Source organism: Phytohabitans sp. LZ39, assembly GCF_059359075.1.
This window is the reverse complement of sequence record NZ_JCADBM010000007.1, coordinates 281165-293592: the sequence shown is the minus strand read 5'-3', so window position 1 is coordinate 293592 and position 12428 is coordinate 281165. Positions and strand designations below refer to the sequence as shown.

Below are 12428 nucleotides of genomic sequence, written 5' to 3'. Positions count from 1 at the left end.
GCCATCGCCGTCGGTGCCGGCCCGGGTCTCACACGCGGCGCGTCAGACGGCGCGCCACAGGGCGGGGACGTTCGGGGGTTCCCAGCCGGGAAGCGCGGTGTGCGCCTGGAGGCACTGGTACGTCCGGCCGCCGTAGGTGACGCGCGCGCCCACCGCGTACGCCGTGCCGGCCGCCCACGTGCCGCCCTGGGACGGCGGTGGCGTGGTCGGGTTGGGCGGCGGCGTCGTGGGGTTGGGCGGCGGTGTGGTCGGGTTGGGGTTGCCACCGCCGACCTGGAGGTCGACGCAGGCGTAGAACGCCATCGGGGTGTCGGCGATGTTCCAGATCGCGAGCACGGTCTGGCGGCCGCTCGGGATGCCGCTGACCGTGTGCGACAGCGTGAACGGCGGCTGCTGGTTGTTCTGGTTGAACGTCGCCAGCAACCGGCTGCCCACCCAGTACTCCCAGGTGGTGGTGCGGTGCGCGGCGGTCAGCCGCCACGAGAAGGTGACCGTGCTGCCGGAGCTGGTCGCGGGGAAGCGGGAGCTGTCGTTGAGCACGGCGAACTGGGCCAGCCCGCCGTTGCAGCTGCGCAGGCCCTTCGGGCCCTCGACGCTCTGCGGCTCGTACTGGATCGGGCCGCAGTTGGCCACCCGGCCGGTGGCGCACATGTCCTGGCGGCTGGGCGGGGACGTGATCCAGCCGTGGGCGCTGGCCGGGGTGGACGGCAGCGCGACGAGCACCAGCGGCACGGCCGCGATGCCGCCGGCGAGGGCCGCCACCTTCCTTCGTAGGTTCATCCAGCTCTCTCCTTGTGGGGGATACAGGGGATTCGAGCCGTGGGTAGCGAGAGGTTACATCGGTGCGACACTATCTGTAAATATTGTTAAGAGAAGATGTGCGCCTTACTCTTAATCCTCTTTACGGTTGGGAGTGTCGATGTCACGTCGCGCGGTCGTGCTGGTGGTGGCGCTCCTGCTCGCCGGCTGCTCCGGGCCGCCCCGGTCCACACCGGACGTCCCGAGCCGGGGCCCGCTCAACAACACCGACGTCATGTTCCTCCAGATGATCCTGCCGCACCACCGGCAGGGCGTGGAGCTGGCCGCGCTCGGGCACACCAAGGGCGGGCGCGCCGAGCTGGTGCGACTCGCCGCCGCGATCGAGGCGACCCAGCGGGACGAGGCCGAGATGCTGGCCGGCGTCCTGGCCGACTCCGGCGCGCCGCCGAGCCCGGCGGCGACCGGCGGCGAGGACCCGCACGCGGCGCACGGCGGCCTCCCCGGCACCAGCGAGCTACAGGTCGCGGCGTTGAAGGCGACCACGGGCACCGAGTTCGAGCGCCGCTTCCTGAACACGATGATGGCCCACCAGGGTGACGCCATCCGGCTGGCCAAGATGGAGGTCGCCGGCGGCGCCGACAAGCGCCTGGTCGACCTCGCCCGACGGATCGAGCAATCCCGCACCGCGCAGATCGAACAGATGCAGAAGCTGCTCGACGCCACCCCGCGCTAGATTGGCGCTTATTTCATCGCGTGGTGGAAGTGCGGGGGGCCGGTGGACGCGAAGCGGGCGACGGTACGGGACATGCGCCGCCGCAACCGGGCGGTGTTGCTGTCCAGGCTCTACCACGACGGCCCGCTCAGCCGGCAGGACCTCACCGGCGCCACCGGCCTGAGCGCGGCCAGCGTCAGCAACCTCGTCGGCGAGATGCTGGAGCAGGGTCTGGTCGAGGAGGCCGGCGCGGTCGACTCCGACGGCGGCCGCCCGCGCACGCTGCTGCGGGTCCGGCCCGGCTACGGATACCTGGTGGGCGTCGACGTGGGCGAGACCCGCGTCCAGGTGGAGCTCTTCGACCTGGCGATGACCGGCCTCGCCAAGGCCGACCACCCGATCGAGTCGGCCAAGCCGGACCCGGACACCGTCGTGCGGCACATCCTCGCCGGCCTCGACGCGGTGACCGCCTCCGCCGGCGTGCCGCACGGCGCGCTGATCGGCGTCGGCATCGGCGTGCCCGGCGTGGTCGAGCAGGGCGCGTCGGCCACCGTCCACGCGCAGACGCTCGGCTGGGAGGCGGTGCCGCTGGAGGCGATGCTCCGGGCCGGCACCGACGCCCGCCTGTACCTCGACAACGGCGCCAAGACGCTCGGCCGCGCGGAGATGTGGTTCGGCGCCGGGCGGGGCGCGCGCCACGTGGCGATCGCGCTGGTCGGCTCCGGCGTCGGGGCGGCCGTCCTTACCGACGGCGTCAGCTACCGCGGCGTCAGCAGCAGCGCCAGCGAGTGGGGCCACACCACCATCGTGTACGGGGGACGGCGGTGCCGCTGCGGCGCGGACGGCTGCCTGGAGGCGTACGTCGGCGCGGAGGCGGTGCTCGACCGGTGGCGGGTCGCCCGCCGCGGCCGCGCGCTGCCCGGTCCGGACGAGGAGAGCGCGATCGCCGCGCTGGTCACCTCCGCGGAGCGGTCCGAGTCCGCCGCGCGCGTGCTGGAGGAGACCGCCGGGTACCTCGGCGCCGGCATCGCCAACCTGATCAACCTGTTCAACCCGGAGCGGATCGTGCTCGGCGGCTGGGCCGGGCTCGCGCTCGGCGGCGCGCTGCTGCCGCGGATCCGCGCCGTGGCGGCCGCGCACGCGCTGCGCCACCCGTACGGGCAGGCGTCGATCGAGCTGTGCCGGCTCGGCCCGGACGCGGTCTCGGTGGGCGCGGCGACGCTCCCCGTGGCCGAGCTGCTGGTGACCGGCGGGACTCGTTAACTTATTTCAATGCTTGTATTGACTATTAATAGTAAACCTTCCTAACCTTCGTGGCATCCACGCGGTTCGCTGTCGGCGGGCGGCCCGCGACCGGACGACTACCGGAAGGATCGTCGATGTCACGAAGGGCCCTCACCGCCATGCTCGGCGCGGCCGCGACCGTCGCCGCCGCCATGGTCGCGGTGCTCAACCCGTCCACCTCCAGCGCCGCCGTGCTGCCGAACGGCTTCAAGAGCGTCGGCTACATGCCGTCCTGGTCCGGCAACGTGAACAGCGTCCAGTACGGCAAGCTGACCCACATCAACTACTCGTTCGCGCTGCCGAACGCCAACGGCACCCTCCAGCCGGTGGAGAACATCCCGAAGCTCCAGCAGCTCGTCTCGCTCGGCCACGCCAACAACACCAAGGTGCTGATCGCGGTCGGCGGATGGAACGACGGCAACGACTCGGCGTTCGAGTCCCTCGCCGCGAACGCGTCGACCCGCACCACGTTCGTCAACACGATGGTCAACTTCGTCACCCAGTACAACCTGGACGGCGTCGACATCGACTGGGAGTACCCGGACCCGGGCACCTCGGGCAACAACTTCACCGCGCTGATGCAGCAGCTCAGCACCGCGATGCACAGCCGCGGCAAGCTGCTCACCGCGGCCGTCGTCTCCGGCGGCGGCACCGCGAACGGCGTGCAGCCGGCCGTCTTCGGCTACGTCGACTGGCTCAACATCATGACGTACGACGGCGGCAGCCCGCACGCCAACTACGACTGGGCGGTCAGCAACGTCAACGCCTGGAAGGCGCGTGGCCTGCCGGCCAGCAAGACCGTGATGGGCGTGCCGTTCTACAGCCGGCCGGGCTACTTCACGTACGCGAACCTGGTGTCGATGGACCCGGCCAACGCCAACCGCGACTGCACCACGGCGGGCGGCGCCCAGCAGTGCTACAACGGCCTGCCGACCGTGCGGCGCAAGACGCAGTACATGATGGCCAACGGCGGCGGCATGATGAACTGGGAGCTGTCCCAGGACGCCACCGGCGCCAACTCGCTCGTCAGCGCCATCTACGAGGTGGCCACGGGCGGGACCCCGCCGACCACGCCACCGCCGGGCGGCCGCACCGGCCAGATCACCGGCATCGCCGGCAAGTGCGTCGACGTGGCCGGCGCCAGCTCCGCGAACGGCACGGCGGTCCAGCTGTACGCGTGCAACGGCACCAACGCTCAACAGTGGACGGTCGGCACCGACGGCACGATCCGCGCGCTGGGCAAGTGCATGGACGTCGCGGCGGCCGGCACCGCCAACGGCAGCCTGGTCCAGCTCTACGACTGCAACGGCACCGGCGCCCAGGTGTGGCAGGCGCAGGGCAACCTGACGCTGCGCAACCCGAACTCGAACAAGTGCCTCGACGCCACCGGCAGCAGCTCGGCCGACGGCACCCGGCTACAGATCTGGGACTGCTTCGGCGGCGCCAACCAGCAGTGGCGCCTGCCCTAGCCGGCCCGAGTGTCCAGTTAGGACGTCGCGGGCTCCGCTCCGCGCCACCCCGACTGCGCCGGACTCGGCGGCATCGAAGGTAGCGACGCCATCCGTGGCGTTGCTACCTTCGTGCAGGCCGGAAGACAGCGCGTGTCTTCGATGTCGTGGGTGCGGGGAGCGGGTATGCGAACCATCGACTGGCAGCAGGACCGGGTCGTGGCCATCGACCAGACCCGGCTGCCGCACGAGCTCGTCCAGATGAGGATCGACACGGTCGAAGGCCTGGTCGACGCCGTCAAGCGCCTGGCCATCAGGGGCGCACCGGCGCTCGGTGCCGCCGGTGCCCTGGGCGTCGCGCTCGCCGCACGGCTCCACGCCGGCGACCCGACCACGGTGGGTGCCGCCGCGGCCGCCATCCGGAAGGCCCGGCCGACCGCGGTCAACCTGGCGTGGGGAGTCGACCGGGCCATGGGCCGCCTGCCGGAGGGCGCCGACGCGGTGTTGACCGAGGCGCTGGCGGTGCTGGAGGAGGACGTCGCGGCCAACCGCGCGCTCAGCGAGCGCGGAGCGCTCTGGCTGATGCGGCACGTCACCGGACCGGTCACCGTACAGACCCACTGCAACGCCGGCGCCCTCGCGTGCGTGGAATGGGGGACCGCGCTCGGCGTCGTGCGCGCGCTGCACGAACGCGGCGCGCTCGCACACGTCTACGCCGCGGAGACCCGTCCGCTCTTGCAAGGTGCCCGGCTCACCGTGTGGGAGCTGGCCCAGATGAACGTCGCACACACCCTCGTCGTCGACTCCGCGGCCGCCACGGTCCTGGCGCGCGGGCTGGCCAAGGCCGTCGTCGTCGGGGCCGACCGGGTGACCGCCAACGGCGACGTGATCAACAAGGTCGGCACCTTCCCGTTGGCGCTCGCCGCCGCGCACGCCGGTGTGCCGATGGTGGTGGCGGCGCCGGAGTCGACGATCGACTTGTCCACGCCCACCGGTGCGGAGGTCGACATCGAGATCCGCGGCGCGGACGAGATCGCCCGCTGGGGTGACGTCAAGGTCGCACCGGACGGCACCGAGACGCTCAACTACGCGTTCGACGTGACGCCGGCGGCGCTCGTCACCGCTATCGTCACCGAACGGCGCGTCATCCATCCCGCCCTGGGTGGGCGCCCGGACGACGATCCACCCGCCGCCGACCGATAGGGGAGCCAGATCGCATGCGCAACGCGTGGGACGCCGCCACCGCACCACCCGCCTCCCAGCCTCTGGAGCAGCTCGTCTACACCTCACGACTGCTCGGGCGGGAGCCGGCGCTCGTCCTCCACGGCGGCGGCAACACCTCGGTGAAGACCACCGTCACCGACCTGACTGGAGACGCGGTCGACATCCTGCACGTCAAGGGCAGCGGCTGGGACATGGCGACGATCGAGGCGGCCGGCTTCGCCCCGCTGCGCCTCGACCGGCTCCGGCAGCTGTTGACGCTCGACAAGCTCAGCGACACCGACATGATGAACGAGCTGCGCTGCGCGTCCGTCGACGCCGGAGCGCCCGACCCGAGCGTCGAGACCCTCCTGCACGCACTGCTGCCGCACACCGCGGTCCTGCACACCCACGCGGACGCGCTGCTGGCGTTGACCAACCAGCCCGGCGGCGCCGAGATCGTCGAGAAGGTGTTCGGGCGAAGCGTGGTCGTCGTCCCGTACACGATGCCCGGGTTCGACCTGGCGCGCCGGTGCGCCGACACGGTCCCCGGTCAGATCGGTCCCACGACCGTCGGCGTGGTCCTGCTGCACCACGGCTTGTTCACGTTCGGCGCCGACGTCGAGGAGGCGTACCGGCGGCACATCGAACTGATCAGCCGCGCCGAGCAGCACCTGGCCGAGCGCCGCCCGCCGGCCGTGCGCACAAGCCAGGCGGCGGCGCCGGTCGACCCGCTACGGCTGGCGCGGCTGCGGCACGAGGTCTCGGGCGCGGCCGGTGTGCCGATGCTCCTCACCCGCCACGGCGACCCGGAGATCCAGGCGTTCGTGTCCCGCCCCGACCTCCAGGAGATCGCGCGGCGCGGCCCCGCCACCCCGGACCACGTGCTGCGCACGAAGCGGATCCCGCTCGTCGGCGCCGACGTGGCCGGCTACGCGCGCGACTACCGGCGCTACTTCGAAGAACACCGGGAGCGGCGGGGCACCGCACTGACCATGTTGGACCCCGCGCCCCGAGTGATCCTCGACCCGGAGCTCGGCCTGCTGACCGCCGGACGCCGCGCCAAGGAAGCACACGTCGCGTACGACATCTACCGGCACACCATCGACATCATCGAGCTGGCCGAGCGGATCGGCACCTACCGCGCGCTACCCGCGGCGGACATCTTCGACGTCGAGTACTGGGAGCTGGAGCAAGCGAAGCTGCGGCGCGGACGCGCGGTGCCCGACTTCGCCGGCGAGGTGGCCCTCGTGACCGGAGCGGCCTCCGGCATCGGGCGGGCCTGCGCCGACGCCCTCCGGGCGCGCGGCGCCGCGGTCGTCGGCGTGGATGTCGACCCGGGGATAGCCGAGCTGGACGAGGACGACTTCCTGGGCGCCCACGCCGACGTCACCGACCCGGAGGCGATCGACTCCGCCGTCCGCCGCGCCGTCGACCGGTTCGGTGGGATCGACATGGTCGTGGCCGCGGCCGGCGTCTTCCCGCGGAGCCGCAGGCTGGCCGAGCTGGACATGTCCACGTGGCGCCGCACCATGTCGGTCAACGTCGACTCCATCGCCTACCTGTTCTCCCGCCTCCACCCCTTCCTGGCGCTTGCCCCCCGCGGCGGCCGGGCGGTCGTCGTCGCCTCCAAGAACGCGCCGGCACCGGGCCCGGGTGCGGCACCGTACTCGGCCTCCAAGGCCGCCGCGGTCCAACTGGCCCGGGTGGCCGCGCTCGAGTGGGCGGGCGACGGCATCCGCGTCAACGTCGTCCATCCCGACGCCGTCTTCGACACCGGCCTCTGGACCGACGAGATCCTCCAGCAGCGGGCCCGCCACTACGCCATGACCGTCGAGGAGTACAAGCGGCGCAACCTGCTGCACACGGAGATCACCAGCGCCCGGGTCGCCGACCTGGTGGCGGTGATGTGCTCCGACGCCTTCGGCGCCACCACCGGCGCCCAGATCCCCATCGACGGCGGCAACGAACGGGTCATCTGACCCCGTGCCACCGCCAGTCGTGGTCACCGTCGACCGGATGGCGAGTCCCACGCGTCGTGGGCGATTTCCACCCTGATTTTCCCCGGTCCGCGTCGGCTGCGGACCGTATGCTCCCGCGGGCACCGCTCCGGTCGGCGGCGAGCTGGCGCTCGCCGAAATCCCCGACCTACGCTGCCAGGTCCGCGACACAAGCCCTTCCCTCGATCGACGCAGACGCCGGCCGCCGCTGGTCACTCTCACCCCGAGGTCGTGCCGCGCACGGTTCGTTTGTCCACAATGCCGCGTGCCGAGTCGACGGGCCCCAGACCGGACAGGGGCACCGTCACCGCGAGTAACCGCCACAGCGATGTGAACGGCGTCCGATGCCAGATCTTGGAGAGTTAGGGCGCCATATCAACCCTAAGTCTCCTAGATCTCAAAGCCCGACCCCCCGACGCTGGTGACGCTGCGTCAGGATGCCGTCGGTAGGGGCTTGCCCCGCGGAGCTGGCAGTGGACGGCCGGGGATTTCGGCTCGCCCTGGCGAGCCGCCGGCCGGGAGCGGTGCCCGCGGGAGCATACGGTCTACCGCTGACGCGGACCTGGGAAAATTCTGCCTCGGAGGTAGCCCCATCTCCTTGTCGCACCAAGGTTTTCGAAACCACGGAGGGGCGACCCGGACCGGAAGCTCTCTACTCGTGGCCGGAGACGGCGTGTGGTACGTACGGGGCCTCGAGTGAGGCCGCCTCGTCGTCGGTGAGCTCGACGGCGGCCGCGGCTACCGCGTCCTCGATGTGCGGGAGCTTGGTGGCGCCGACGATCGGTGCGGTCACGGCGGGCTGGCGCAGCAGCCAGGCGAGCGCCACCTGGGCGTTGGGGATGCCGCGGGCGGACGCGACGGCGGTGACCGCGTCGACGACCTTGTCGTCGGAGGCGGCGGACGCCGCGTAGAGCTCGCGGACGTACTGGTCGCTGCCGGACCGGGTGGTGCCGGTGCCGCGGCCGCGGGCGAGCAGGCCGCGGGCGAGCGGGCTCCACGGGATGACGCCGACGCCCTCGTCGAGGCAGAGCGGCAGCATTTCCCGCTCCTCCTCGCGGTACATCAGGTTGTAGTGGTTTTGCATCGCCACGAACGGCGTCCAGCCGTTGGCCCGCGCCACCTCCTGGGCCTTGGCGAACTGCCAGGCCCACATGCTCGACGCGCCGATGTAGCGGGCCTTGCCGGCCTTGACGACGTCGTGCAGCGCCGACATCGTCTCCTCGATCGGGGTGTCGTAGTCCCACCGGTGGATCTGGTACAGGTCGACGTGGTCGGTGCCGAGCCGGCGCAGCGAGTCGTCGATCGAGGCCATGATGTGCTTGCGGGACAGGCCGCGGTCGTTGGGGCCGTCACCCATCGGGTTGTACACCTTCGTGGCCAGCACGTAGTCGTCGCGCCGGGCGAAGTAGGCGCCGAGCAGCTTGCCGGTCACCTCCTCGCTGCCACCCACCGAGTACATGTCGGCGGTGTCGAAGAAGGTCACGCCGAGGTCGACCGCGCGGCGCACGATCGGCTCGGCCGCGTCGTAGTCGAGCGTCCACTCCCGCCACGGCTTCGAGCTGTAGCTCATCATGCCGAGACAGATCCGCGAGACCTTGAGGCCGGTCGAGCCGAGTCGTACGTAGTCCATGATTCTCACCCTATGCCGGCGGCGGCGGCACGGCCGCGCCGCCGCCGGCACTTCGGGCGGGTTACGCCGGGGTGTACGCCTTCACTTCGAGCAGGCCCACCGAGTCGGCGGCGCTCTGGAGCACCACCCGCAGCTGGGTCGTGCTGATCGTGTTGAAGGTGACGTTGTTGTACTGGTTGGCCGCGACCGGATAGCCGCTGCCGCCGGGCACGTCCACGAAGGCGCTCCCGTTCCAGTACTGGAGCTTCCACGACGCGGGCAGGTCGATGCCCTGGCCGTCGTCGAAGAAGTAGACCTCGGCGCGGTTGAGGGAGACGGCCGACGACCAGGTCAGCTGCGCCCACTGTTCACCCTCGTTGGGCCAGGTGCCCCAGCGCGGGTTGACCGTGTCGTTGGACGACGGCGGGTCGACGTTGTCGTTGAGCGCCGCCACCGACTCCCAGGACGAGGTGTACGACGCGGTCGGGGTCGCCGACGGCGCGACGTTGCCGGTCGGCCCGGGCCCGGGGTCGGGGTTGGTGCCGCCCCGGTTGTACGCCTTCACCTCGGTCAGGCCCACCTTCGACCCGGACGCGTTGGTCATCTGGATCCGGATCCGCTGGGTGTTGACCGGCGTGAACCGCACGTTGTTGTAGTTGCCCTGCGGTGTCGCCGGTGTCTTGACCTGTGCCGCGACGTTGGTCCAGGTGCTGCCGTCGAGGTACTGCACGTTGTACGACGACGGCGCCCGGTAGGTGGCGTTCTGCGGCCGGCTGTCCCGGAAGTGGATCCGTAGCTCGTCCACCGCCCGCGACTGGCCGAAGTTGATCTCGTACCAGTCCTGGGCGTTCGGCGAGCCCGCCGCGCCCCAGATCGGGTCGTTGATCGTGAAGCCGTCCACCGCCGCGCCGGTCGAGGTGCCCGAGGCGGTGAACGACGCGGACGTCGACGCGCCCTGCGCCAGGTTGGGCAGCGTCGAGGTGAGGTCGACGCCGGCCTTGGCGAACATGTCCACCATGCGGGGCGAGTTCTGGTTGACCGCACCCGGCGCCTTCACCGACGAGGTGGTGTTGAAGCTGACCGCACCGCCGGCCGGCAGCGACACCGCGCCGGTCGCCGGGTTGTAGACCACGCGGGTCAGCCGGTCCACCGTGAACGCCCGCTGCCCGTTGACGAACACCGAGTAGCCCTGCGGCACGCCCGCGTACCGGGTCACGCCGTCGGCCGGGTCGTCCCACACGATCGACAGGTCGGTGTCGCGGTACCGCAGGTTGTTGACCGCGAAGTGCGACCAGCCGATGTTGATCGGCCAGAGCTCGACCTGCGCGTCGTTGCGCGGCCGCAGGCCGGCGACGTCCTCGATCACGGTCCAGTTGCTGCTGCCGAGGATGTTGTGGTGGATCCACGACCGGTACGTGATCGAGCTGCCGTTCCAGTTGGCCCAGAACTCGTTGGCGTCCGGCCACGCGGTGTTGCCGCCGACGTACTGCGCCCAGGCGTTCCAGTAGAGCAGCTTCTTGTACCACTCGGTGTTGATCCACTGGTTGGGGTAGTTGCGCAGCACCTGCGAGAGCAGTCTGAACTGGACGGTCGAGTTGATCGTGGAGAAGTTGTTGCTGCCCGTGCCGGACGCCGCCTTGTCCCGCTGGTTCGCGGTGTAGAACGGGAAGATCGGGTACTCGGCCGGGTCGTCGAACAGGCGCAGCGCCTGCTTGTACTGGTCGGTGTTGGGCATCAGGCCGACCGCGAACGGGTAGAAGTTGTTGATCTCCTTCCACGGCACGAACTCGTTGCTCGACACGTGGCGGTGCTCCAGCATCTGCCGGGACGGGTTCCAGAGCTGGTTGATGATGCCGTTGCGCACCCGGTCGGCGATCGTCTGCATCTCGTTCGCCTTGGCCGTGTTGCCCAGCGCCTGGTACGCCTGCACCGCGGCGAGCGCGTTGCTGTACACGTACGCGCCCTCGGCCCGGTCGAGCCAGCCCGAGCGCCAGTGGAACGACACCGCGTCGGCGTCGTTGCCGGTGAGCGCGCCCCAGTCGTACTCGATCACGCCGTCGTTGTCGTGGTCGTAGAAGGACAGCTGGCCCTTCACGTCCTGCTCGGCGTACCGGGCGAAGTTGGCGAGCATGGCCGGCTGTCCACCGTGGATCTGGTACGCCCGCCACCCGGCCTCGGAGATGTACTGGGTGTAGGAGTTGCTCCAGTTCGCCGGGTCGCCGGGGTTGTCCATGTAGCGGCCGTTGCGCGACACCGTGCCGACGTTGAGCCAGTCGCCGTAGGCGTAGGCCGGGTTGCGCAGGTACTTCAGGTCGTCGATGTGCATCGGCTGGGTCAGCACGATCGCGTTGTTGTAGCCCAGCGCGCCCTCGACCGACGACGGGAACTGGAAGGTCTGGCCGGGGATGTCGCCGTCGAAGTTGTTGTAGCGCATCAACCACCAGCGGTAGAAGATGTTCTTCTTGATCGCCGCCTCGGGGACGTCGATGTACGGCACGTTGTCCGCCCACCACTTGTTGTACGCGCGCACGTGGGTGGCGAAGGCGGTGGCGTTGTTGAAGCCGCGGTAGGTGTTGTACTCGGACAGCGACGCCGGGATCTCGTTGACCACCAGGCCCAGCTGCACCTTCGCCTCGACGGTTTGGCCGGCGCCGACCGTGACCGAGCGGTTGAGGCCGCCGCTGTTGACGGCGAACCCGCTGTCGCCGCTCAGCCGCGGGAAGAGCGTGGTCAGGCTGTTGTACGAGGCGCGGCTGCCGGTCAGCTCGGTGCCACTGGCGGTCGTCGCGTACGGCGAGGTGGCCCGCAGCTGGAGCGTCGTCGACGCCGAGCCGGTGTTGGTGATCGACAGGTTGGTCACCAGCACGTTGTTGTCGGTGATGAACTTGGTCTGGTTGATCCGGACCGAGCCGGAGGTGTGCACGCTTCGCCAGTGGCTGGGTGCCTGCCACCGCTGCGCGACCTGCTCGGTGAACGTGCCGGGGGTGACCGCGACCGTGTACGCGGCCTGGTCGCTGATGCTCTCGAAGTAGGCGAGCCGCCCGGCGAAACCGATGGTGCCGGGCGTGTGGATCTTCATGAAGGCACCACGGCCGCGGGTCATCAGGATGCCGCCGTCGGCGTCGGACGGGTCGCTGCCCGACCGGGACAGCAGGCGGTCGACCCAGAAGTCGGTGCCGCCGCTCTCCGCGTCGTAGATGGCCTGCATGGTGTTGCCGGTGTTGTAGCCGACCGGCGGCTGCGGGATCGACCCGCTGTTGCCGAAGCTCGGATAACCGATGGTTTGGGCGGCGCTGGCGGGGGAGGCCAGCAGCGCGGCCGCGAGGACAGCGACCACGCCCGCGGCTAGGGGTTTGCGCATCGCGTAACTCCTACGTGGGGGACCGGGCGTAACCGGTGCGAGACCGGTGTGAGCG

The 12428-nt window shown here is 70.6% G+C and carries 8 protein-coding genes; 5 read left to right on the top strand and 3 right to left on the bottom strand.

All coding sequences use genetic code 11. The features are described from left to right. Positions 1 to 42 precede the first annotated feature (42 nt). On the bottom strand, positions 43 to 780 hold the full coding sequence (locus AC5L36_RS16715; protein WP_441216694.1) for a lytic polysaccharide monooxygenase: 738 nt from the start codon (positions 778 to 780) through the stop codon (positions 43 to 45). Between the two features lie 139 nt (positions 781 to 919). Between AC5L36_RS16715 and AC5L36_RS16710 the strand changes: the two genes are divergently transcribed. The 5 genes from AC5L36_RS16710 (at position 920) to AC5L36_RS16690 (ending at position 7385) form a co-directional block, all read left to right on the top strand. Next, positions 920 to 1492, top strand: a complete 573-nt coding sequence (locus AC5L36_RS16710; RefSeq protein WP_441216693.1) for a DUF305 domain-containing protein — start codon at positions 920 to 922, stop codon at positions 1490 to 1492. Positions 1493 to 1534: 42 nt separating this feature from the next. Then, positions 1535 to 2734, top strand: a complete 1200-nt coding sequence (locus tag AC5L36_RS16705) for an ROK family transcriptional regulator (RefSeq protein ID WP_441216692.1) — start codon at positions 1535 to 1537, stop codon at positions 2732 to 2734. Between the two features lie 116 nt (positions 2735 to 2850). Next, a complete protein-coding gene (locus AC5L36_RS16700; RefSeq protein ID WP_441216691.1) occupies positions 2851 to 4224 on the top strand; it encodes a glycosyl hydrolase family 18 protein in 1374 nt (457 codons plus the stop codon). A gap of 165 nt (positions 4225 to 4389) precedes the next feature. Further along, the gene (gene mtnA, locus AC5L36_RS16695; RefSeq protein ID WP_441216690.1) at positions 4390 to 5406 is read left to right on the top strand and encodes an S-methyl-5-thioribose-1-phosphate isomerase; all 1017 of its coding nucleotides are present in this window, start codon (positions 4390 to 4392) and stop codon (positions 5404 to 5406) included. A 14-nt stretch (positions 5407 to 5420) separates the two neighbouring features. Further along, positions 5421 to 7385 (top strand): bifunctional aldolase/short-chain dehydrogenase, encoded by a 1965-nt coding sequence (locus tag AC5L36_RS16690; protein WP_441216689.1) that lies wholly within the window; start codon positions 5421 to 5423, stop codon positions 7383 to 7385. Between the two features lie 670 nt (positions 7386 to 8055). Here the strand turns inward: AC5L36_RS16690 and AC5L36_RS16685 are convergent. Together AC5L36_RS16685 and AC5L36_RS16680 are read right to left on the bottom strand one after the other, a co-directional pair. Beyond that, positions 8056 to 9033 carry an aldo/keto reductase gene (locus AC5L36_RS16685; protein ID WP_441216688.1) on the bottom strand — a complete coding sequence of 326 codons (978 nt, stop codon included), beginning with the start codon at positions 9031 to 9033 and terminating at the stop codon, positions 8056 to 8058. Positions 9034 to 9094: 61 nt separating this feature from the next. Continuing rightward, entirely contained in the window at positions 9095 to 12373 is a 3279-nt protein-coding gene (locus AC5L36_RS16680) for a discoidin domain-containing protein (protein WP_441216687.1), read from the bottom strand. Positions 12374 to 12428: the final 55 nt, after the last annotated feature.